The 22,759-nt window shown below is 53.9% G+C and carries 22 protein-coding genes and 1 pseudogene; 7 read left to right on the top strand and 16 right to left on the bottom strand.

All coding sequences use genetic code 11. From position 1 onward, the window contains the following. Positions 1–182: 182 nt before the first annotated feature. The 3 genes from ACJ9N4_RS15115 to ACJ9N4_RS15105 all read left to right on the top strand — a co-directional run bounded on the left by ACJ9N4_RS15115 (position 183) and on the right by ACJ9N4_RS15105 (position 2,127). Positions 183–725: a sigma-70 family RNA polymerase sigma factor gene (locus ACJ9N4_RS15115; RefSeq protein ID WP_046499350.1), complete on the top strand. Its 543-nt coding sequence runs from the start codon at positions 183–185 to the stop codon at positions 723–725. A gap of 156 nt (positions 726–881) precedes the next feature. Further along, the gene (locus tag ACJ9N4_RS15110) at positions 882–1,883 is read left to right on the top strand and encodes a permease (protein ID WP_032951239.1); all 1,002 of its coding nucleotides are present in this window, start codon (positions 882–884) and stop codon (positions 1,881–1,883) included. A gap of 13 nt (positions 1,884–1,896) precedes the next feature. Beyond that, positions 1,897–2,127 carry a thioredoxin family protein gene (locus ACJ9N4_RS15105; RefSeq protein WP_021314637.1) on the top strand — a complete coding sequence of 77 codons (231 nt, stop codon included), beginning with the start codon at positions 1,897–1,899 and terminating at the stop codon, positions 2,125–2,127. Between the two features lie 277 nt (positions 2,128–2,404). Here ACJ9N4_RS15105 and ACJ9N4_RS15100 read toward each other — a convergent pair whose 3' ends face one another. The 3 genes from ACJ9N4_RS15100 to ACJ9N4_RS15090 form a co-directional block, all read right to left on the bottom strand. Beyond that, positions 2,405–2,608 (bottom strand): hypothetical protein, encoded by a 204-nt coding sequence (locus tag ACJ9N4_RS15100; protein ID WP_021314636.1) that lies wholly within the window; start codon positions 2,606–2,608, stop codon positions 2,405–2,407. 81 nt (positions 2,609–2,689) lie between these two features. Then, a complete protein-coding gene (locus ACJ9N4_RS15095) occupies positions 2,690–3,517 on the bottom strand; it encodes a universal stress protein (protein ID WP_411500599.1) in 828 nt (275 codons plus the stop codon). Positions 3,518–3,534: 17 nt separating this feature from the next. Next, positions 3,535–5,013, bottom strand: a complete 1,479-nt coding sequence (locus ACJ9N4_RS15090; protein ID WP_046499366.1) for a SulP family inorganic anion transporter — start codon at positions 5,011–5,013, stop codon at positions 3,535–3,537. Positions 5,014–5,463: 450 nt separating this feature from the next. On the opposite strand from ACJ9N4_RS15090, the pseudogene ACJ9N4_RS15085 reads away from it, so the two are divergent. After that, positions 5,464–6,093, top strand: a pseudogene (locus ACJ9N4_RS15085) (CDP-diacylglycerol diphosphatase); the annotation flags it as partial. Positions 6,094–6,166: 73 nt separating this feature from the next. Further along, positions 6,167–7,471: an SLC13 family permease gene (locus tag ACJ9N4_RS15080; protein WP_182273260.1), complete on the top strand. Its 1,305-nt coding sequence runs from the start codon at positions 6,167–6,169 to the stop codon at positions 7,469–7,471. An 82-nt stretch (positions 7,472–7,553) separates the two neighbouring features. On the opposite strand, the gene tpiA is transcribed toward ACJ9N4_RS15080, so the two are convergent. Then, positions 7,554–8,321 (bottom strand): triose-phosphate isomerase, encoded by a 768-nt coding sequence (gene tpiA / locus ACJ9N4_RS15075; protein ID WP_010436926.1) that lies wholly within the window; start codon positions 8,319–8,321, stop codon positions 7,554–7,556. Positions 8,322–8,432: 111 nt separating this feature from the next. Next, positions 8,433–9,029: a DUF1454 family protein gene (locus tag ACJ9N4_RS15070; protein WP_182273261.1), complete on the bottom strand. Its 597-nt coding sequence runs from the start codon at positions 9,027–9,029 to the stop codon at positions 8,433–8,435. Positions 9,030–9,141: 112 nt separating this feature from the next. Between ACJ9N4_RS15070 and ACJ9N4_RS15065 the strand changes: the two genes are divergently transcribed. Further along, the gene (locus ACJ9N4_RS15065) at positions 9,142–9,561 is read left to right on the top strand and encodes a DUF805 domain-containing protein (RefSeq protein ID WP_182273262.1); all 420 of its coding nucleotides are present in this window, start codon (positions 9,142–9,144) and stop codon (positions 9,559–9,561) included. Here ACJ9N4_RS15065 and fpr read toward each other — a convergent pair whose 3' ends face one another. The 4 genes from fpr to ACJ9N4_RS15045 all read right to left on the bottom strand — a co-directional run bounded on the left by fpr (position 9,562) and on the right by ACJ9N4_RS15045 (position 13,900). After that, on the bottom strand, positions 9,562–10,308 hold the full coding sequence (gene fpr / locus ACJ9N4_RS15060) for a ferredoxin--NADP(+) reductase (RefSeq protein ID WP_182273263.1): 747 nt from the start codon (positions 10,306–10,308) through the stop codon (positions 9,562–9,564). 96 nt (positions 10,309–10,404) lie between these two features. Beyond that, positions 10,405–11,415: a class II fructose-bisphosphatase gene (gene glpX, locus ACJ9N4_RS15055; protein WP_182919134.1), complete on the bottom strand. Its 1,011-nt coding sequence runs from the start codon at positions 11,413–11,415 to the stop codon at positions 10,405–10,407. A gap of 109 nt (positions 11,416–11,524) precedes the next feature. After that, positions 11,525–13,033 carry a glycerol kinase GlpK gene (glpK, locus tag ACJ9N4_RS15050; RefSeq protein WP_182273265.1) on the bottom strand — a complete coding sequence of 503 codons (1,509 nt, stop codon included), beginning with the start codon at positions 13,031–13,033 and terminating at the stop codon, positions 11,525–11,527. A 21-nt stretch (positions 13,034–13,054) separates the two neighbouring features. Then, complete coding sequence (locus ACJ9N4_RS15045; protein ID WP_182273266.1) at positions 13,055–13,900, bottom strand: MIP/aquaporin family protein; 846 nt, start codon at positions 13,898–13,900, stop codon at positions 13,055–13,057. Positions 13,901–14,298: 398 nt separating this feature from the next. On the opposite strand from ACJ9N4_RS15045, the gene zapB reads away from it, so the two are divergent. Continuing rightward, positions 14,299–14,538 (top strand): septal ring assembly protein ZapB, encoded by a 240-nt coding sequence (gene zapB, locus ACJ9N4_RS15040; RefSeq protein ID WP_014072349.1) that lies wholly within the window; start codon positions 14,299–14,301, stop codon positions 14,536–14,538. Between the two features lie 97 nt (positions 14,539–14,635). On the opposite strand, the gene rraA is transcribed toward zapB, so the two are convergent. The 7 genes from rraA to priA all read right to left on the bottom strand — a co-directional run bounded on the left by rraA (position 14,636) and on the right by priA (position 22,599). Continuing rightward, positions 14,636–15,121 (bottom strand): ribonuclease E activity regulator RraA, encoded by a 486-nt coding sequence (gene rraA, locus ACJ9N4_RS15035; protein ID WP_182273268.1) that lies wholly within the window; start codon positions 15,119–15,121, stop codon positions 14,636–14,638. A 92-nt stretch (positions 15,122–15,213) separates the two neighbouring features. Then, entirely contained in the window at positions 15,214–16,140 is a 927-nt protein-coding gene (gene menA / locus ACJ9N4_RS15030; RefSeq protein ID WP_182920084.1) for a 1,4-dihydroxy-2-naphthoate polyprenyltransferase, read from the bottom strand. A 62-nt stretch (positions 16,141–16,202) separates the two neighbouring features. Then, the gene (gene hslU, locus ACJ9N4_RS15025) at positions 16,203–17,534 is read right to left on the bottom strand and encodes an HslU--HslV peptidase ATPase subunit (protein WP_182273269.1); all 1,332 of its coding nucleotides are present in this window, start codon (positions 17,532–17,534) and stop codon (positions 16,203–16,205) included. A 9-nt stretch (positions 17,535–17,543) separates the two neighbouring features. Next, positions 17,544–18,074 carry an ATP-dependent protease subunit HslV gene (gene hslV / locus ACJ9N4_RS15020; protein WP_182273270.1) on the bottom strand — a complete coding sequence of 177 codons (531 nt, stop codon included), beginning with the start codon at positions 18,072–18,074 and terminating at the stop codon, positions 17,544–17,546. Positions 18,075–18,168: 94 nt separating this feature from the next. Then, positions 18,169–19,164 (bottom strand): cell division protein FtsN, encoded by a 996-nt coding sequence (ftsN, locus tag ACJ9N4_RS15015; RefSeq protein WP_182273271.1) that lies wholly within the window; start codon positions 19,162–19,164, stop codon positions 18,169–18,171. A 93-nt stretch (positions 19,165–19,257) separates the two neighbouring features. After that, positions 19,258–20,283: a DNA-binding transcriptional regulator CytR gene (gene cytR / locus ACJ9N4_RS15010; RefSeq protein WP_182273272.1), complete on the bottom strand. Its 1,026-nt coding sequence runs from the start codon at positions 20,281–20,283 to the stop codon at positions 19,258–19,260. Positions 20,284–20,403: 120 nt separating this feature from the next. Further along, on the bottom strand, positions 20,404–22,599 hold the full coding sequence (gene priA, locus ACJ9N4_RS15005; RefSeq protein WP_411500598.1) for a primosomal protein N': 2,196 nt from the start codon (positions 22,597–22,599) through the stop codon (positions 20,404–20,406). Positions 22,600–22,759 lie beyond the last annotated feature (160 nt).

The raw sequence follows: 22,759 nt of genomic DNA, 5'->3' as shown, positions 1-22,759 counted from the left end.
ATGATACTGAACACAAGACAGCATACCCTGTTGCAGGAAGAGGTTTCCGAAAGGTGGATAACTGATCGGATGCTATCAGTCCATCACATCATCATGGCACCGACAGTTCCCGGACCCCATCCCCGACAGCATCAGAACCAATATCCTCCCGCTATGCGGTGTATTTAACGAGAGAGTCATAAATGGAGCAACTGAACGGCACGCCGCCTTGCCTTATGAAGGCGTGGAAGAAGCATGAACACGAACTTCTTTGCTGGTTACTCAGACAAGTGGGTAATGAGGCTGATGCTGATGATCTGATACAGGAAACCTTTCTCCGGGCAATACGACAACATGGGAAATTCTGTGCCATCGTGAATGCCAGAGCCTGGCTGTTTGAGGTTGCCCGGCATCTGCTTATTGATAAAAGCCGCCAGCAGCGTCCATTTATGCCTCTCCACGATGATTTATCATTGCCGGATAATACGCCTGAAACTGTCGACTCACTGGCTGGTTGTCTGCTCCGCATCCTGGATAAAATGGCAGAGTCTGATCGGATTATCCTTACGCTCTGTGATCTTGAGGGGATGAAACAGGCTGATTTTGCAGACCGAAATGGTCTGACACTTGCGGCAACCAAATCGCGTTTATCCCGGGCGAGGGATAGGCTGCATAGGAAACTTTCCAGCAATTGCCAGATCAGACTGGATGAGTATGGTCGGGTATGTTGTTTCACTCCCAAGTGAAGAATCTGTTTCCCCTTCTGGGGTTACCGATAAGCTATTGCAGTGAAATCCTGTTCAATAACATTTCTCAGCAAATGAAATAAATCGAAAAAAACTGCATCCTTTTCTGTCAAACAGCGTCTTCCCGAAAAACAACCGTCGTGAGGCCTGTCCGTTATGTTCCAGATTTTCACTGATTTTGCCACCTGGCTGGTCTATGAATGCCTTAGTCTGAGTCCTGCAACCAAACTCGGGGAGGCGATCCACTTTTTTGTCGAAGACGTGAGCAAAATTTTCGTTCTCTTGCTGGTCATGATCTACTTTGTGGCCATACTACGGGCCTCGCTGGATATTGAGAGGGTAAGAAACTATCTTGCAGGTAAGCACCGTGGAATGGGGTATTTACTGGGCTCCTGCTTTGGCGCCGTTACTCCGTTCTGTTCCTGCTCAAGTATCCCGGTATTTCTGGGGTTTACTTCGGCTGGTATCCCCCTCGGGATTACCATGGCCTTTCTCATCACATCCCCCCTTATCAATGAAGTCGCCGTCCTGCTTCTGGTCAGCCTGCTCGGATGGAAGTTCACGCTCATTTATATTGCTGTCGGAATGGCTGTTGGTATGGCTGGCGGTGCTTTTCTTGATCGGATTAAGGCCGAACGCTGGTTAGCCGATTTTGCCGCCGATGCCCTCAGAGACGGGCAGCAACATCAAACTGATGAGATCCGACAATCTACCATGGCACCGCATATGCCTCTCTCAAAGCGACATGCCTTTGCTAAAGAGGAAACTCTCACCATTTTTAAGCGTGTCTGGCTCTGGGTCATTCTCGGAGTAGGACTTGGTGCGGCATTGCATGGATTTGTGCCCGACGGATGGATCGCGTCGCATCTCGGTGCCGGTCAGTGGTGGACTGTCCCTGTAGCTGTGCTGGTTGGCATACCTCTCTATTCCAATGCTACCGGTGTGATCCCTGTGATGGAGAGTCTGATCACGAACGGCCTGCCAGTGGGGACAACTCTGGCTTTTTGCATGAGCACTGTGGCTGCCAGCTTTCCTGAGTTCATTCTGCTCAAACAGGTGATGAAGTGGCAATTACTGTGCACCCTGCTGTTGCTGTTGTTGACCTCTTTCACACTGGTTGGCTGGATTTTTAACGTTGTATTCCCGTTAATTCCCTGAAGAGGATTATAAAATGAAGCATGTAAAAGTACTGGGTACAGGCTGTTCCGGTTGTAAAACAACCATCCGCCTTATCCAGCAGGTGGCTGATGAGAGAGGCGTCGCTATTCAGCTTGAAAAAGTGGAGTCACTGTCTGAAATAATGAAACACAAAGTGATGGCGACCCCGGCGGTTGTCGTTGATAACATCGTTGTACATACTGGAGGAATACCATCAAGAGACATTATCGAAAGCTGGCTCTGACCTGCAGGCAGGGAAATAATTCCTGTTCGTTCATTGCCTGAAATATCAAGCTCTGATCTCTGTAGAGGACTCCCGGCAGCCCCTTTTTTAATGAAAAGTTCAGACCCAGAGATGAAGGTATACCTTCATCTCTGTCGCGGAGCTCCGCCACAGCAGGTAAAGTTTACACTCTGATATCTCACTTATCACAGTCAGTTCAGGTCCGTTTTTTGCTCTCTGACCGCTGGCCGTCTTACTGCAGTCCCTGTTCAGCCTTTAGTTATCATATTCCTGACGCTTATTCGTTTAAAGTCTGAAACTTCGCTTCAAGCTCAAGTATTCTGAGACACATCTGCTCAATAAGTTCTGGTGTGATGGTTTTTTTAAAACGAGCGATGAGTTCAGCATCCGTGTCATCCATATATTTTATGGGTTTATCAAATGCAACCTGGCTAAGCCGGGCAAGCGCAAGAACTTCATCAATCATAAGGATTTTCTTCATAATGTCGCCTTTTCTTCCCGACTCAGGGTTTTAATGCCAGTCTGGAATTAAGTTTTCCCGGAGTTTCCTCCGGGTTCCGACTTATCTGAGCATTAACAGCGGGACTCTGGTCTGTTCGAGCATCGCAGTTGTGTTACTGCCGATGAAAAAACGTCGCAGGGAAGAGTGCCCATATGCCCCCATGACAATCAAATCCACGCCGTTTTCTGCGGCGTAACGACAAAGCGCCTCCGTTACCGAGCGTCCTTCAGCTAACCGGGATATCGCACTGATGCCAGCGCACTGCAGACTACGCTTTGCCTCTTCGAGGGTATGAGCATCGCCGTTAACCATTACGATATGACATTCCAGGCTCTGCAGCAGAGGGCTGAGCGTCAGTCGACGCAGGTTTCTCCGGCTTTCCTCACTGCCATCAAACGCAAACATGACTCTTGAAGGTACAGAAAAAGTTTCAGGTACAATCATTACCGGCTTTTTCTGCAGGCGGATAATGCTCTCCAGATTGCTGCCAACCGGGTTCTGTGCTCCCCGGCGACCGAGCACTATCATACGAATACCCTTCAGGTCAGCCAGGATGATATCCAGTGCGCCATGTTTCTGAAGTTGCTGAACATCCGGGATACCGATCTGGCTGAGCAGTTCCGTGCATCCGGCAAGAATGGCGCGTCCCTGAGTCATCAGCAGGCGGTTACGCTCCCCTTCTATTCGGACAAGGTCCTGCGTCAGTTGCTCCCGGCTGTCAATACCGATAGCCCCCGTAAGGTCAGAAACTGCCGGTTGTTCATTTTTTTCAAGCACATGCAGCAGGGCAAGAGGAACGTCAAGCTTCCCGGCAATCCAGGCTGCATACTCACACACGGCGCGTGTTGATGACGATCCATCCACGCAGGCAATAACGGTGTTGTCCATAGCATTAATTCCTGACATTAATGACCTCCCATCAGTTTTTCGATTTCTTCGGGTTTATCGTGAACACCAAAGCGATCAACGATAGTACGGGTTGCTTCGTTCATCCCGCGGATCTCAACGTCTGTTCCTTCTCTGCGGAATTTAATAACCACCTTATCCAGTGCGCTGACCGACGTGATATCCCAGAAATGGGCATGCGTAACATCAATGACAACTTTCTCTGCAGCTTCGCGAAAATCAAAATACGCCATAAAGCGGTCGGCGGAGGCAAAGAACACCTGCCCGGTGACCTTATAGAGCCGGGACTCTTCCCTGAGTTCTGAAGAGACAGCCAGAAAACGCGCCACTTTAGTGGCAAAATTCAGGGAAGCGATAAGCACACCGGTCAGTACCCCGAATGCCAGATTATGAGTGGCCACCACCACCACCACTGTTGCCAGCATCACCACGCTGGTAGAAATGGGATGGCTTTTAAGGTCGGTAACTGAACGCCATGAAAAGGTACCAATCGAAACCATGATCATTACGGCGACAAGCGCGGCCATAGGGATTTGCGAGACCAGGTCCCTGAGAAAGACTACCATACACAGCAGGACCACACCGGCAGTGAGGGTGGACAGACGGCCCCGACCGCCGGATTTCACGTTGATAACAGACTGACCAATCATTGCACAGCCCGCCATTCCCCCGACAAATGAGGTGCAGATATTAGCGATGCCCTGAGCCTTGCATTCCCTGTTTTTATCACTGGGGGTATCCGTCATATCGTCCACAATCGTGGCTGTCATCATTGATTCCAGTAACCCTACAATGGCGAGGCCTGCGGAGTAAGGGAGAATAATCAGGAGCGTATCAAGATTCAGCGGGATATCCGGCACCAGGAAGACCGGCAGACTGTCAGGCAGTTTGCCCATATCCCCGACCGTACGCACGTCCAGATGCAGCCATATGGCAATCGCCGTAAGCACCACGATACAGACAAGGGGTGAGGGGATTGTTTTATTCAGATACGGGAAGAGGTAGATAATGGCGAGCCCTACTGCCGTCATAGCATAAACATGCCAGGTCACATTGGTGAGCTCAGGTAACTGCGCCATGAAAATCAGGATCGCGAGTGCATTAACGAATCCGGTCACCACGGAGCGTGAGACGTAGCGCATGAGCCCGCCGAGTTTAAGATAACCGGCTATCAGCTGGAATACGCCGGTCAGTACGGAGGCAGCCAGTAAGTACTGTAGTCCATGATCCTTCACCAGGGTCACCATCAGGAGCGCCATTGCCCCCGTTGATGAAGATATCATCGCCGGGCGACCACCAAAGAAGGCCATAATCAGCGGGATACAGAAAGCGGAGTAAAGCCCCACCTGAGGGTCAACACCGGCAATAATGGAAAAGGCGATCGCTTCTGGAATGAGTGCGAGCGCGACAACAATACCAGCCAGCACGTCACCACGGACGTTACCCAGCCAGTCCTTACGCGTCGAGGACAGCAACATAGTAATTTCTCAGTTTTTAGATGTAGTTAGCCCCGGAGGACATAAGTTTCAAATACGATAAAACACATCCGCAGACGGGATGTTATTACGTGCGTTCTGAGGCTCGCTCAGTACGGCGGAGGAAGGGAAAACTCAGGGTGGCGTAATGCGCATGATCAGCAGATAAATCCTTGAAAGCAGGTACTCAGCCCTCAGTGAACAGAATAAGTCAGCGTAATGTACTTTAGTGCTGACCACGTGCTCTGTATGATACAGAATCTATCTACTATAAACGAAAATACAGCACGATCAATGCTCACACTCTATATGGGACGTTCGTACCTGGACATGATTATCTGTGTTCAATGTCCCCGCATGACCGTCTTAACATCCAGAATATTACGTTTCCAAAAAAACCAGAAATGATTAAAAAATGAGCTTAACGTACAATAATTTTCGATATCCAAACTGACCCCTAATCAGCTGCAGCATCGTAACCCGGCACCGTGCGCGCAGGTGAAACCTGACGCGGGCTATGTCGTGTTCAAAGACCGTAACGGGCCGCTGCAATATCTGCTGATGCCGACGTACCGCATCAACGGCACAGAAAGCCCGCTCCTGACCGAGCCCCACACACCGAACTTCTTCTGGCTGGCGTGGCAGTCACGTAGTTTTATGCGCCTTAAACGTGGTTCTGACGTGCCCGACAGTGCCATTTCACTGACCATCAATTCCCCAACCGGGCGCACGCAGAACCATTTCCATATTCACATCTCCTGCCTGCGGCCAGACGTGCGCGCGAAGCTCGATGCCAGCCAGGGGCAAATCAGCACCCAGTGGCTGCCGCTTCCCGGTGGACTGGAAGGGCATGAGTATCTTGCCCGTCGGGTGACGGAAAATGAGCTGGTGCAACGCAGCCCGTTTATGATGCTGGCGGAAGAACTGCCGGAAGCACGCGATCACATGGGACGCTTTGCGCTGGCGATGGCGCAGCAGTCGGACGGCTCATTTGTGTTGCTGGCGACCGAGCGTAACGTGCTGATGCTTAACCGGGCCTCGGCAGAGGAATTGCAGGATCATCAATGCAATATTCTGAAGTGACCCCACTATAAATAGCGTTTACTCGTCCTGCCTGTCACCGTAGACTTGCTGAAAAAAACGACAGGAGACAGGCATGTCGCTCTGGTTAAGTTACCCTCTGCTACTACCCTCATTGATTGTTGGCGTCACCATCGTGCTGTGGGCGACGTCTCTGTTACCGGAATTTATCACCGCACTGCTGTTTTTTGCTGCGGCAATGACCGCCAAAATCGCCCCACCGGAGGTGATCTTTGGCGGTTTTGCCTCGTCCGCATTCTGGCTGGTGTTTAGCGGTTTTGTGCTTGGCGTGGCGATCCGCAAAACCGGTCTGGCGGACAGAGCCGCGCGGGCGCTGTCGGCAAAGCTCACCGATTCCTGGGTGCAGATGGTGGCAAGCGTGGTGTTGCTGAGTTATGCACTGGCGTTTGTGATGCCGTCGAACATGGGGCGTATTGCGCTGCTGATGCCAATCGTTGCGGCGATGGCAAAACGGGCCAGCATCGCTGACGGCTCGCGCGCCTGGTTTGGTCTGGCACTGGCCGTCGGGTTCGGTACTTTCCAGCTTTCGGCAACTATCCTGCCCGCTAACGTACCCAACCTGGTGATGAGTGGTGCGGCGGAAGGTTCGTACGGTATTCATCTCAACTATGTGTCCTATCTGCTACTCCACACCCCCGTACTCGGTATTCTCAAAGGGGTGATTTTGATTGGCCTGATCTGCTGGCTTTTCCCCGGCAGCCCAAAACCCCCGCACGACCTGGCTCCGTCTGAACCGATGGGGCGTGACGAAAAACGTCTCGCCTGGCTGCTGGCGGTGGTACTGGTGATGTGGGTGACGGAGAGCTGGCACGGTATCGGGCCTGCGTGGACCGGGTTGGTGGCATCGGTCATTGTGTTGCTGCCACGCATTGGTTTTATCACGGGCGAAGAGTTCGCGGCGGGTGTGAATATGCGCACCTGCATTTACGTAGCGGGGATTCTTGGGCTGGCGATTGTGGTGACGCAAACCGGCATCGGTTCGGCGGTAGGTGAGGAATTGCTGCATATTATGCCGCTGGATGCCGACAGGCCGTTCACCAGCTTCCTGGCACTTACCGGGATCACCACGGCGCTCAACTTTATTATGACCGCCAACGGCGTTCCGGCGCTGTATACCACACTGGCACAGAGTTTCTCTGACGCCACCGGATTCCCGCTGCTCTCGGTGATCATGATTCAGGTGTTGGGTTATTCCACGCCGCTGTTGCCATATCAGGCATCGCCAATTGTGGTGGCTATGGGGTTAGGAAAGGTGCCTGCCAGGGCGGGGATGTCGCTCTGTCTGGCGCTGGCGATCGCAACGTATCTGGTACTGTTGCCGCTGGATTATCTGTGGTTTAGCGTGCTGGGACGTTTATAAAAAAAGCCCGGTGGCGCTAACGCTTACCGGGCCTGCGATCCTGTAGGGCGGGTTAGCGAAGCGCCACCCGCCGCAAAGGCGATTAAGCCTGTTTAGCCGCTTCTGCCGCTTTAACGATCACCGCGAAAGCGTCAGCTTTCAGGGATGCGCCGCCAACCAGTGCGCCGTCGATGTCTGGCTGGGTGAACAGCTCAGCAGCGTTAGCTGCGTTTACAGAACCGCCGTACTGGATGATAACCTGCTCAGCCACTTTTGCGTCTGCTTTAGCGATGTGGTCACGGATGAATTTGTGAACCGCCTGAGCCTGCGCTGGGGTTGCTGATTTGCCGGTACCGATAGCCCAGACTGGTTCGTAAGCGATAACTGCGCCTTCGAACGCTGCCGCGCCCTGAGTTTTCAGCACGGCGTCGATCTGACGTGCACAAACTTCTTCCGTTTTACCGGCTTCGTTTTCTGCTTCGGTTTCACCGATGCACAGAACCGGGATCAAACCCTGTTCTTTCAGCACAGCGAATTTCTTCGCGATGAATTCGTCGGATTCTTTGTGATAGGTGCGACGCTCAGAGTGGCCGATGATGATGTATTTCGCACCGATATCTTTCAGCATTTCAGCGGAGGTTTCACCGGTGAACGCACCAGACAGGTTAACGTCAACGTTCTGAGCACCCAGAACGATGTGGCTGCCGTCAGCGGCGTGTTTAGCCAGATCCAGGTACATATCCGGCGGAGCGATGGCAACCGCACAGCCCGTCACGCCAGCCAGCTCTTTACGCAGGTTCGCAACCAGTTCGTTTACCATGTGGCGGCTGCCGTTCAGTTTCCAGTTACCCATCACTAAAGGATGTCGCATTTCAATTCTCCACGCTAAATAAGCGAATTAAGGAATATGGCCACCCTGACGGGCAGCATGGTCTGTGAATCAGTATAGAGATTTTCCCCTGAAAGGCTTTGCTTTTTGTCATTAATTCGCCCCTCCGAGTGAGTCTGATAGTGCCAGCTTAATCGGTTCAACTGCGAAGGTCAGTCCCTTTTCGCCGTTATCTGCCACAACATAGCGAATAGCACCTTCGGTATCGGTGTAGTAGCGCTTGTTTTTACCGGCGGTCAGGAGTTTTTGCAGCTTTTGCTGACTTTGTGCTTTCGTTAGCGCGGGCGTAAAGACCTGCAAAACCGCGCTCATGTACTCGAGTGCTTTCGCCTTCGCGGCTTTTTGCTCCGGCCCCTGAATCGGTAACCAGGTTATCTGCATGCTTTTGATTTTTAGCGTCCCGCGCTCCAGCGCAGTAGACGCGTATAAATTCTCGTTAATCTTGCTGGCAGCACGAGTCAGAGTGGGGGTATCGCGGGCGCTATCAATAGAGCGAAATTCATCCAGTGGCAGCTTTGGGTTGGCCTGATTAAAGGCTTCGCGAAACTGGCTGATGGATTGATCAAATGACGGTGCTCCTGCCAACAGGTAGGGCGCAGTCGTTGGGGCAGATGTTTCGGCAGCATGCAGGGAAAAGCCAGCGCTCAGCATGGCGAAACACAGCAAAAGAGAATGTACCGAACTTTTCATCAATATTGCCCCTGGCCGTAATGGCTCATGATTAAATCGATATCTGGTCGGCTTGTCAAAAGGTCACAACTCCAGGGTAAAATGCGCACCATACGATAATAAGGAACCTTACATGACCATACAGCAGTGGTTGTTTTCATTCAAAGGGCGTATTGGACGCCGTGATTTCTGGATCTGGATGGTGACGTGGATTGTCGCCATGTTGCTCCTTTTTTTCATTGCCTATAACGCGTGGCTGAGTACGCAGACGGCGGCATTTGCGTTGGTGTGCCTGTTGTGGCCAACAGCCGCTGTGGTGGTGAAACGCCTGCACGATCGCGGTCGTTCCGGTGCGTGGGCATTTCTGATTATTGTGGCGTGGATGCTGGTGGCGGGGAACTGGTCGATGCTTCCGTCCATCCTCCCCTGGGTGGTGGGCAGGCTACTGCCGACCATTATCTTTGTGATGATGGTTGTCGATCTGGGCGCGTTTATCGGCACCCAGAGCGAGAACAAATACGGTAAAGATACCCTTGAGGTGAAGTACCGCTGATCACCAGTAGTGTTCGGCGGTCATATGGCCCGGTCGACGGCGAAGATGTTTTGTCATCTGCCGGGTCTCTTTCAGGAGCTGCTGCGTGTCCCGAACCATCTGCGGGTTACCGCACAGCATGACGTGGCTGGTTTCGGTATTCATCGGCAAGCCCACCGCCGCTTCCAGTGCACCACTCTCAATCAACGCCGGTACACGACCCGTCAGCGAACCTGCTGCGGTTTCCCGGCTGACGACGGTCTGAATTTTCAATTTCCCGCCATACTGTTGTTCCAGCGCCTGCATCTGTGGCAGATAGCTTAGGTCGGCAGCATAGCGCGCGGCGTGAACCAGCACGATGTTTTTGAAGCGCTCAAGGTCTTTGCCATACTGCAGGATAGAAAGGTAAGGGCCGATAGCGGTGCCGGTTGCCAGCATCCAGAGGGTATCGCAGTCCGGGATTTCATCCAGCACAAAGAAACCTGCCGCTTCACTCACAATCTGCACATCATCGCCGGGTTTAAGTGCCGCCAGGCGCGGGCTGAGCTTACCGTCCGGGACGGTGACAAGATAAAACTCGAGATCTGGATTGTCGGGTGCGTTGACGTAAGAGTAGGCGCGTTGCACGCGCTCGCCGTCGACATCCAGCCCCAGCTTTGCGAATTGTCCGGCGGTAAACGGGTGGACGGGAGCATGCACGGTGAGACTAAATAGCGCATCGGTCCAGAATTGTATCTTTGTGATTTTACCTGTTACCCAGTCCGCCATGATCTTCTCCTGTGCTGTATCTCTGTTCTATCTTCCGTACTTGTGGTGAAGATTTCCAGCCCATATGGGCCGGAAAGCTCTATCGATCAAACGGTTTTACAGAATGTGGGTCTGTACGTCCGGGTCTTTGCGATCGAGATAGTGGATAGACTGTATACGGCGAATGGTGCGCGACTTACCGCGGATCAGCAGCGTTTCGGTGGTCGCCATGTTGCCCTTGCGGGTGATACCGTCCAGCAGATCGCCTTTGGTGATACCGGTGGCGGAGAAAATAACGTTATCGCTGCGCGCCATTTCGTCCAGAGCGAGGACTTTATTGGCTTCGATGCCCATTGCTTCACAGCGTGCCAGCTCGTCTTCGCCGATACGGCGGTTCTCTGCGCTGTCGCCTTTGACTTCATGACGCGGCAGCAGTCGCGCCTGCATATCGCCGTCCAGCGCGCGGATCACCGCAGCAGAAACCACACCTTCCGGTGCACCGCCGATACCGTAAAGCACGTCCACTTCGCTGTCTGGCATACAGGTCAGAATAGAGGCGGCCACGTCACCGTCCGGGATGGCAAATACGCGCACGCCAAGCTTTTGCATCTGCGCAATGGTCGCGTCATGGCGCGGTTTCGCCAGAATCGTTACGGTCAACTCGCTAAGCGGTTTACCCAGCGCTTTGGCTATATTGCGCAGGTTCTCTTCCAGCGGCAGGCTGAGGTCGATAGCGCCTTTCGCGCCAGGGCCGACAATCAGCTTTTCCATGTACATATCGGGTGCGTTGAGGAAACAGCCTTTGTCACCCACCGCCAGTACCGCCAGCGCGTTGGCCTGGCCCATTGCCGTCATGCGGGTCCCTTCGATCGGGTCGACGGCGATATCCACGGCATCACCTTTGCCCGTACCAACTTTTTCACCGATGTAGAGCATGGGCGCTTCGTCGATCTCGCCCTCGCCAATCACGATGGTGCCGTCGATGTTGACCTGGTTAAGCACAATGCGCATGGCATGGACAGCCGCGCCGTCAGCGGTGTTTTTGTCGCCACGACCCAGCCATTTATAGCCCGCCAGCGCGGCCGCTTCGGTCACGCGGGAAAATTCGATAGCAAGTTCACGTTTCATGAGGTACTCGTGCAGTCAAAAGGAATTGCACGAAGTTTATCACAGAGTGGCGTTGGGTGCGGTTTGGGTAACCCTCTCCCCTGTGGGGAGAAGGTTAGGTGGGGGTAAATTACTCTTCGTGATCTTCCCACGCCAGGGCGCGTTTCACCGCTTTCTTCCAGCCGTTATAGCGGACGTTACGCTCGGTGGTTTCGATGCCAGGGCGGAATTCGCGTTCGATTACCGCTTTTTCCTGCAGCTCGTCCAGGTTCTGCCAGAAGCCCACGGCCAGACCGGCAAGGTAAGCCGCACCCAGCGCGGTAACTTCGCGTACTTCCGGGCGCTCTACGCGGGTACCCAGAATGTCGGCCTGGAACTGCATCAGGAAGTTGTTGGCTACCGCACCGCCATCCACGCGCAGAGCGTGCAGACGGATACCGGAGTCAGCCTGCATGGCTTCCAGAACATCACGTGTCTGGTAGGCAATGGATTCCAGCGTGGCGCGAATGATGTGGTTAGAGTTCACACCACGCGTCAGGCCGAAAATCGCGCCGCGAGCATACGGATCCCAGTAAGGTGCGCCCAGACCCGTGAACGCAGGTACCACGTATACACCGTTGGTATCTTTCACTTTGGTGGCGAAGTATTCAGAGTCGAATGCATCGCTGATAAGCTTCATCTCGTCACGCAGCCACTGAATGGATGCACCCGCCATGAACACCGCACCTTCCAGAGCGTAGTTCACTTCACCGCGTGGGCCGCAGGCGATGGTGGTCAGCAGACCGTTCTCTGATTTCACCGCTTTCTCGCCGGTGTTCATCAGCATGAAGCAGCCTGTGCCGTAGGTGTTTTTCGCCATCCCTTCCTTGACGCACAGCTGGCCGAACAGCGCCGCCTGCTGGTCACCGGCGATACCGGCGATAGGAATACGGGTACCGCCTTTACCACCGATGTTGGTCTGACCGTACACTTCAGAAGACTTACGCACTTCTGGCAGCATGGCGCGTGGAATGTCCAGCGCGTCCAGCATCTTGTCATCCCACTCAAGGGTATTGATGTTGAAAAGCATGGTACGCGAGGCGTTGGTGTAGTCGGTCACGTGGACGCGTCCCTGGGTCATCTTCCAGATAAGCCAGGTATCGACGGTACCGAACAGCAGCTCGCCGCGTTTTGCTCGTTCGCGTGAACCTTCCACGTGGTCGAGGATCCACTTCACTTTGGTGCCGGAGAAATACGGGTCAACCACCAGACCGGTTGCGCTACGCACGTACTCTTCCATGCCGTCGCGTTTTAGCTGCTCACAAATTTCCGCAGTACGACGGCACTGCCAGACGATAGCATTGTAAATAGGCTTACCAGTTTCACGTTCCCAGACCACGGTTGTTTCACGCTGGTTGGTAATACCAATGGCGGCAATCTCGTCGGAACTGATATCGGCTTTTGCCAGCACTTCGACCAGCGTAGAGCTTTGTGACGCCCAGATCTCCATTGGGTCGTGTTCTACCCAGCCTGGGCGAGGATAAATTTGCTCAAATTCGCGCTGTGACACGCTGACGATATTCGCGTCATGATCCATTACGACAGCGCGGGAGCTGGTAGTGCCCTGGTCGAGCGCAACGATATATTTTTTTTCGGTCATGGTATGTGTCCCGTAGTCAGATTACAGCGAAGCTTTTTGTTGTGCGGCAGAAGTTGTTTCCTTCTCCTCTTCCACACAGGTGTCGCACGGTAAGTGGCGACCAATTAATTTGCGGTAGCTAAACGCACCCAGCGCAGCCCCGACAACCGGCGCAAACAGCGGTACCAGGAAGTAAGGAATGTCTTTGCCACCGGTGAAGGCTACGTCGCCCCAGCCTGCGATAAAGGCGAAGGCTTTTGGCCCGATATCACGCGCCGGGTTCATGGCGAAACCGGTCAGTGGGCCCATTGATGCGCCAATCACGGCAATCAGCAGGCCAATCAGCAGCGGAGCCAGCGGGCCACGCGGAATGCCGTTACCATCGTCAGTCAGCGCCAGGATAACGCCCATCAGGATAGCGGTAATCACTGTTTCAACTGCGAACGCCTGCACAAAATTGATATGCGGGTTTGGATACGTTGAGAAGATACCTGCGAGATCAATACTTTCGACACTGCCGCGCACCATATGATGTGCTTGCTCGAAGTCGATGAAAAGATTGTAATAAAGCCCGTAAACTAACGCCGCTGCACAAAACGCGCCGGCAAATTGAGAAATGATGAACGGAACAACTTTGCGTCCGTCAAAGCACGCGAACAGCCACAGTGCGATGGTTACCGCCGGGTTAAGATGTGCACCAGAAACGCCTGCGGTCAGGTAAATGGCCATTGCCACACCCAGACCCCAGATGATACTGATTTCCCACTGACCAAAACTGGCACCCGCCACTTTCAGTGCAGCGACACAGCCCACTCCGAAGAATATCAACAACCCGGTACCAAGGAACTCGGCGATGCACTGGCCTTTTAAGGTTGATGTCTGACTCATAATCGGAATCCTGAAGAAATTGATGTTTATTGTTAGCATGGCCGCCCGTGACAGCCACGATGTCCTGTAGACATAGTGTTAATTTATCGTTAACGAGCAAAAACGAGAAATATCGAAATTAAAATGTGTGGTCTGCGTCAATAAAATGAGCGTTTTCGCGCCATAAAGCGCGTTTTTGCATCAGTACGGAATGTGAGCTGAATCATTTCATTAACGAAAGGCTTAACAATTTAGGGGTATATGACGCGAACGCACCAGGACGAGGCCGAAAAGTGTTGCAAACCGCGATCTGCGCGGTGTGTTGCTGGACACAGAGCGCCGTGCTCCATACAATCGTTGGTATATGTCGTGCGCGTTTACGTTAAAGCGTCGCCTTGCAATTCAGGAGAGGTAGCATCATGTCTTTAGAAGTGTTTGAGAAACTGGAATCGAAAGTACAGCAGGCGATTGACACCATCACGCTGCTGCAAATGGAAATTGAAGAGCTGAAAGAGAAGAATAACAGCCTGGCGCAGGAAGTTCAGACCGCTCAGCACGGTCGCGAAGAACTGGAGCGCGAAAACAACCAGCTGCGTGAACAGCAGAACGGCTGGCAGGATCGCCTGCAGGCGCTGCTTGGGCGTATGGAAGAAGTCTGATTTCTCTCGGGAAATACAGATGAAAATAAGCCGGGTAAAGCGTTGACGCCACCCGGCTTTTTTATGGTTCACGCAAAATCGCGGTAAAACAACGGTATTACTCAATATCCAGCGGATCTTCCGAAAGGATAATGCCGGTGTTATCGGCATAGAGGTGGTCGCCGGAGAAGAAGGTCACGCCGCCGAAATTCACGCGCACGTCGCTTTCGCCGATGCCTTCACCTGCCGCACCTACCGGTATGGCTGCGATGGCCTGAATGCCGAGATCCAGCTCTTCCAGGTCATCGACCTGGCGTACTGCACCGTAAACCACAATGCCTTCCCACTCGTTTTGCATGGCAAGACGGGCAAGATCGGCGTCGATGAGGGCCCGGCGCACGGAACCGCCGCCATCGACCAGCAGGATACGGCCACGGCCATTCTGTTCGAGCAGATCGTACAGCAACCCGTTATCCTCGAAACATTTCACCGTGATGATTTGCCCGCCAAACGACGACCGCCCACCAAAGTTGGAGAACAGCGGTTCAACGACGTTGACATCTTCCTGGTAGATGTCACAAAGCTCGGAGGTATCGTATTTCATAGGGTTACCGCTCTGTTGCTGCGAATGTGTTCAGTATATCGTGCGAAACGCGTTGTTGGCAAAATCATCAATTGTTAATTGATATTTGTCAGTTAACTCAGTATCTGGCTTAAAACAATCCCTAGCACGAACAACAGGTTAGTCAGCAATGCACCTTTTACCGTGCGTTCCAGCATGGGGGGCATTGCCGTCGGGCTAAGTTCCCGCATCACAAAGCGAGCCTGTTTCACCAGCATCGGCGCAGCGAGCACGAACAGCCAGCCCCACAGGCTGTGCAGGGAGATCAGGTTAAACAGGGCCAGGCAGACCAGCGCGCCAATCAACAGACACGCATGATAACGGCGGGCGTTAACCGGCCCCAGACGGACTGCCAGCGTGTTTTTGCCGTTCTCGCGGTCGCTGTCGATATCGCGCAGGTTGTTGATGTTGAGTACCGCAGTAGCCAGCAGACCGCAGGCGGTCGCCGGCAGGAACAGGGCAGGGATGAGCATATGTGCCTGTAAGTACCCGCTGCCCATCACGCTCAGCCAGCCGAAGAATACCAGCACAGAGATATCACCCAGGCCGATATAACCGTAAGGGCGCGTACCGACGGTGTAGGTAATGGCCGCGATAATCGCGAGCACACCCAGCACCATAAAGCCAATGAAATCAGCCGTTGTTTTACAGGCAACAGACACCAGCGCCAGACCGGACAGGCAAATCAGCACGACGGTGATAATCAGCGCACGTTTCATCTGCGGCTGGGTAATCACCCCTTTCTGCATTCCGCGCAGCGGCCCGATACGGTCGGGTTTATCGCTGCCTTTCTCTGCATCACCATAGTCGTTGGCGAGATTAGAGAGAATTTGCAGCAAACCAGCAGTAACAAGTGCAAGCAAGGCAACCAGCGGATCGAAATGGCCCTGCCACCAGGCAAGGGCAGTGCCGACAATGATTGCGGCAAAGGCCAGAGGAAGGGTTTTAGGGCGCAGACTTTCGAGCCACGCCTGAGTACGGCTGATATCAGTCATAGTTATTTAGCCAATAAAAATGGGGCTTTTCAGCCCCATTAACAGTGATGAGAATGCAGTAACCGCGATTATAGGATAAAACGGCTCAGATCTTCATCTGCCACTAACGCATCCAGGTGTTTACCCACATACTCTGCGTCAATGGTAATGCTTTGACCGTTAAGGTCGCTCGCATCATAAGAGATATCTTCCATCAGGCGTTCCAGCACCGTGTGCAGACGACGCGCACCAATGTTCTCGGTGGTTTCGTTGACCTGCCATGCGGCCTGGGCGATACGTTTGATACCGTCCTCGGTAAAGTCGATATTCACGCCTTCGGTGGCCATCAGTGCTTTGTACTGTACGGTCACCGACGCGTTTGGCTCGGTCAGGATACGTTCGAAATCTTCGGTGGTCAGCGCCTGAAGTTCAACGCGGATCGGCAGACGACCCTGCAGTTCCGGGATCAGGTCAGACGGGCTGGCAATCTGGAACGCACCGGAAGCGATAAACAGGATGTGGTCCGTTTTCACCATACCGTGCTTGGTGGAGACGGTGCAGCCTTCAACCAGCGGCAGCAGGTCGCGCTGTACGCCTTCGCGGGAGACGTCCGGGCCGGACGCGTTGCCGCGCTTACAGATCTTGTCGATTTCGTCGATAAACACGATACCGTGCTGCTCAACCGCATCGATAGCATCTTGCTTCAGCTCTTCCGGGTTCACCAGCTTCGCCGCTTCTTCTTCAATCAGCAGCTTCATCGCTTCTTTGATTTTCAGCTTACGCGCTTTCTGCTTCTGGCCACCCAGGTTCTGGAACATGGACTGCAGCTGGCTGGTCATCTCTTCCATGCCCGGAGGAGCCATGATTTCCACACCCATTGGCGCAGCAGCGAGATCGATCTCAATCTCTTTGTCGTCCAGCTGACCTTCACGCAGTTTTTTGCGGAAAGCCTGACGCGCCGCCGAAGGTTCAGACTGCTGTTCAGCCTGGCCCCAGTTGTTTTTTGCTGGCGGGATCAGCACGTCGAGAATACGCTCTTCGGCCATCTCTTCGGCGCGGAAGCGGTTTTTCTCGATAGCCTGGACACGCACCATCTTGATCGCGGAATCGGTCAGATCGCGGATGATGGAGTCCACTTCTTTACCCACATAGCCCACTTCGGTGAACTTGGTGGCTTCAACTTTGATGAAGGGTGCGTTAGCCAGTTTCGCCAGACGACGGGCGATTTCGGTTTTACCGACACCGGTCGGGCCGATCATCAGAATGTTTTTCGGTGTGACTTCGTGGCGCAGCTCTTCATCAAGCTGCATACGACGCCAGCGGTTACGCAGGGCGATGGCCACAGAACGCTTAGCGTTATCCTGGCCAATAATGTGTTTGTTCAGTTCGCTGACAATTTCGCGTGGGGTCATTTCAGACATGGGAGATCCTTACGCTTTAGACGGTAATTCTTCGATGGTGTGGTTGTGGTTGGTATAGATGCAGATATCTCCTGCAATATCCAACGCTTTCACTGCGATATCACGCGCGTTCATGTCGGTATTTTCCAACAGCGCACGGGCCGCAGCCTGGGCATAAGGGCCGCCAGAGCCGATGGCAATCAGGTCGTTTTCCGGCTGAATAACGTCACCGTTACCGGTGATAATCAGTGAGGCAGTTTCATCGGCCACGGCCAGCAGCGCTTCGAGCTTGCGCAGCATACGATCGGTACGCCAGTCTTTCGCCAGCTCAACGGCGGCTTTCACCAGATGACCCTGGTGCATTTCCAGTTTACGTTCAAACAGTTCAAACAGCGTGAAGGCATCAGCCGTGCCGCCCGCAAAACCGGCGATCACTTTGTCGTTATATAAACGACGGACTTTTTTCACGTTGCCTTTCATGACGGTATTACCCAGCGTGGCCTGGCCATCACCGGCAATCACCACCTGGCCGTTACGGCGTACACTTACAATTGTTGTCACGAGCAGACCCCCTGGTTACAGAATCGGGAAACAGAAGCCCTGAGCCAGTGCTCAGGGCTGAATAGAATGATAGATGGGGGGGATTTTGGGGGTTTCAACCCCCGGAGGCGAGTCGAATGCAGTTTGTGTGACCTGCCATCTTCAGACGAGAGATCGTGCCATCCGCATTTTCTTTGCCTTTGACCGGGCCAATCACCACGCGATTCCAGCCATTGTTGGTGGTTATGCGGGAATCAAAGCCTTCAAACGCCAGCTGAGCACGTACCGTTTCGGCCTGTTCTGCACCTTTAAACGAGCCACACTGAACCATCCAGCGACGTTCGTCTTTCTTCTCAGCCGTTTGCTTCGGCGCTTCGGTCTCTTTGGTGACCGGTGCGGCCTGCTGCGTTTTCGGCTGTTGCGCGGTGGTATGCGCAGGTGTTTGCAACAGATCCTGATAAGGCTGAGCCGTTTGCTTTTGCGGCTGAGTCTTTGGCTGCTGTTGAACAGGCTGCGACTGCACCGTACGCGTCTGTTGTTGCGGCTGCTGGTACGGTTGTTCCGTCACTCGCGGCTGCGTACGAGGCTGCTGTACTGGCTGAGTTTGCGCCAACTGCTGTTGTTGAATCTGTTGCTGGGCCTGACGTCGCTGCAGCGTTTGCTGACGCTGCTCCGGCGTTTGTTCGTTCCACGGCACTTCGTTCAACTGCGTAGGTTGCTGGCGCATATCGGCCTGCATTTGTGCCAACAGTTGGCGCTGTTCGTCGGTGAGCTGGTTGGGGTTCACCACTTCACCACCGGCGGACGGTTCAGTCGGTGCGCGAACGCCTGGCTGGCGGCTTTCCAGCTCTTTAATATAACGCCAGCGCTCTTCCGGTTTTGGCGGCAGACCATTCCCGGCAACCTTGTTGCCCTGAAGGGCCTCAGACTCTTCTTTTTTATGGTGAGTAATAAAGTACAGACCGCCAATAAAGGCCACCAGTACAGCCGCAGCAATAGCGACCATTGCTGGCGAGACAGCAGGCAGGTTACGTTGCTTGTTCCTTGAGCTACTCTTTTTGCGTCGCGAAGGTGCCGGCTGGCCGCGACGTACATAATCTCGTTGTGCCACTATCGTTTCGCTGTATTTATTCGTTCGTCAGCCCGCCATGTTACTTAAGCGGCGGGGCTTTGACCAGATAAGGGTGTCCTAAAGGCATTTACTTTAAGTCAATGCCTGAGTCGTGCCACGAACAATCAGTTCGCAGTCCAGCAACCGTGAGCCGCTGCTAACTGCCTGACCATGCAGTTGATCCAGCAAAAGAAGCATAGCTTCACGACCAATGTCATAGCGTGGCTGCGAGACGGTTGAGAGCGGTGGATCGCAAAATTCTGAAAGCGAAATATTATCGAAACCAATAATCGATAAATCTTTTGGTATGCGCAGGCCGCGACGTTTGGCATACGATAATGCACCCAGTGCCATCACGTCACTGTGACAGAACACGGCAGTAGGCGGTTCAGGCAGTGCCAGAAGTTTTTCCAGCGCTTGTCCACCGGCTTCAAAGGTGAAATCGCCACGCGCGATGTAGTGTGGATCGACAGTGACGCCCGTGCGGCGTAGCGCCTGAACGTAGCCCTGCAGGCGGTAGTGACACAGCGGCATCTCTTCCGGCCCGGCAATGCAGCCAATACGCTTATGCCCCAGCTCCTGGAGATAGTTCACGGCGTTGAATGCGGCGGTCAGGTTATCGATATGAACGGTCGGCAGTTCCAACTCTGGCGCGAATTCGTTGGCCATCACCATCGGCGGTAAATTACGCTGTTCTTCAATACTGGCATCAAACGGCAAACGAGAGCCGAGCAGCAGCATGCCGTCGATCTGTTTGGTGATGATGAGGTCGATAAAGGTTTTTTCCTGCTGGTTCTGGTGGGCACAGTCGCCAATCAGCACCAGATAACCTTGCTCAGCCGCCGTCACTTCGATACCGCGAATAATCTCGCTGAAGAAGGGATCGCAAATGTCCGGCACAATCACCAGAATGGTGCGCGATTCATTGCGCTTAACGTTACGCCCCATCGCCTGCGGGAAATACCCCACTTCCAGCGCCGCCTGTTCCACCCGGTTGCGGGTTGCCTGGGAGACTTTGTCCGGGTTCATTAATGCGCGGGACACTGTTGCCGTAGAGACTTTCGCTTTTTGGGCAACGTCTTTCATGGTCGCAGTAGCAACCTCTTTCCTGGACTTCAACGTCTTCTCCTCGCCTGAACACCGAACTTCTGACGTCTCCATTTTTACAGATTGTTAATGGAATCGGTTACAGAATTTTCATAAAAAGTGTGAGGAGTATTAAATTTTTTCGATCCGTCTTCAGCTTTCAATCGGATCGACGTCGAGAACCCACTTCACTTTCCGTGCTTCCGGCAGTGTGTTGATCAGTGCCAGCGTGCCGCTGACGATATGTTGTAAGCGGATACGTGAAGGGTGCTGGAGCAAAATCTGCCAGCGAAAACGTCCGCCGCGTTTAGGAGCCAGTGCAGGAACCGGGCCTAAAATCCACAGCTGATTATCCACCAGCGGGCTGGCCTGCAGGAGATTTCTCAATTGCTGCAGGAAAAGAGGAGCCTGCTGGTTGTTATGGTCTTCAGCCCGGATGATGACGTGGCTGGTCCACGGGGGAAGCTGCATTGTCTGGCGTTCAGCAAGTGCCTGTTCAGCGAATGCGTCATAACCTTTATGCAGTAAGGTTTGCAGTAGCGGATGCTCGGGATGGTGCGTTTGCAGTACCACTTCGCCTTGCTTTCCGGCGCGTCCGGCACGTCCGGCAACCTGGGTATAAAGCTGGGCAAAGCGTTCGGCTGAACGGAAATCTGCGGAGAACAGTGCTCCGTCCACGTCCAGCAGGGCGACCAGCGTGACGTCCGGGAAGTGGTGCCCTTTGGCCAGCATCTGGGTACCAATGAGGATGCGCGCGCCACCGCGATGCACTTCGGCTAACTGTTGTTCCAGCGCACCTTTGCGGCTGGTGGTGTCCCGGTCGATACGCGAAATGGGAACGTCAGGAAAGAAGGGCGTAAGCGCCTGTTCCAGCTGCTCCGTCCCCAGACCGACCGGCACAATATGCGTTGAACCGCACGACGGACACTGGTGCGGTACCGGGCGCTGGCTGTCGCAGTGATGGCAGCGCAAATGCCGCTGGGCCTGATGGAAGGTGTAGTAGTGGTCACAGCGCGGGCATTCTGCTATCCAGCCGCAGTCGTGGCAGAGCAGTGCCGGGGCAAATCCGCGGCGGTTAAGAAATAAAATGACCTGGTTGCCCGCCTGTAAATGCTGGCGTATGCGGGTGATTAGCGCAGGTGCTAACCCCGCCTGAACCTGCTGGCCTTTCAGATCCAGAACATGCTGAATGGCCGGGCGCGCATTCCCCGCGCGACGCGTCAGGCGCAGCATATGGTATTTGCGCTGACGAACATTGTGCAATGTTTCAAGTGCCGGGGTGGCGGAACCCAGAATAATAGGGATTTGCTCACTATGGGCGCGATACACAGCCAGATCGCGGGCATGATAGCGCCAGCCCTCCTGCTGTTTATAGGAACTGTCGTGTTCTTCATCTATCACGATGACGCCGAGGTTTTTAAATGGCGTAAACAGTGACGAACGGGTGCCAATCACAATCGCCGCTTCGCCGTTTTTGGCTTTCAACCAGGCGCTGAGACGCTCGCTGTCGTTCAGACCAGAGTGCAGAACTTCAACGGGGGCATTGAAACGTTCGCGGAAGCGGGCGATGGTTTGTGGCGTCAGGCCGATCTCCGGCACCATCACCAGCGCCTGTTTGCCCTGGGCGAGCACATTTTCCAGCACGCTCAGGTAAACTTCGGTTTTACCTGAGCCGGTGACGCCGGCGAGCAGCCAGGCGGAGAAATGATCGGAGGCGCTGTGAATGGCTCCCACGGCGGTGGCCTGCTCGGTATTCAGGCGCAGACGGTCACCGGATACAGAAAAGTTGTTTCGCCAGTCGTAAAGGGCGGGGGCTTCGCTACCCAGTTCACTCAGCCCTTTCTTCCTTAATGCCTGCAGCGCGGTTTCACTGACTTCAAGCTCGTTGACCTGATACCGCCAGATTTTCCCCTGGCGCAGCGCTGCCAGCGCCTGCTGTTGTTTCTGCGAGCGCTTCAGGCTGTTGATGTCCACGGCCTGCCCCTGCTCGGTGGCAAACCAGTACCACATTGGCGCATGGCTGGCGCTCTTACCCTGGCGCAGCAAAATGGGCAGCGCATGGAACAGGACATCGCCAATCGGATGGTGATAGTAATCCGCTGCCCACAGCAGCAGTCGCCAGGTACTGGTGGAGAAAACCGGCTCGCTGTCCAGCACCTCAACAACTGCCTTCAGTTCATTAAGCGGTAACTCACTCTTGTCGCTGACGGAAACCACAATCCCCACGCGCTGCTGTTTGCCAAACGGCACGGTCACGCGACAGCCAGCTTTGGCGCTCATGCTGTCGGGCAGCAGATAGTCAAAGGTGCGGGGAAGCGGAACGGGCAGGGCAACGTGAGCGACGGGCATCGAATCTTCCTGACTTGAAAAGTGGCGCGTTAGTATACACATTAGTGAAAGCAGCGTGCGGATCAGTTTGCATACGGTGGTCAAATTCTGTATGATTCGCCGCCTTTGATGCGCTTTATGCAGCGTCAAAACCTATACTATTAACATCGCGTGGTGTCTG

Source organism: Enterobacter sp. LM3, assembly GCF_046622475.1.
GTDB classification, from domain to species: Bacteria; Pseudomonadota; Gammaproteobacteria; order Enterobacterales; family Enterobacteriaceae; genus Enterobacter; species Enterobacter cloacae_P.
Note: the sequence above shows the minus strand (reverse complement) of the source record. Positions and strands in the feature narration are given on the sequence as shown.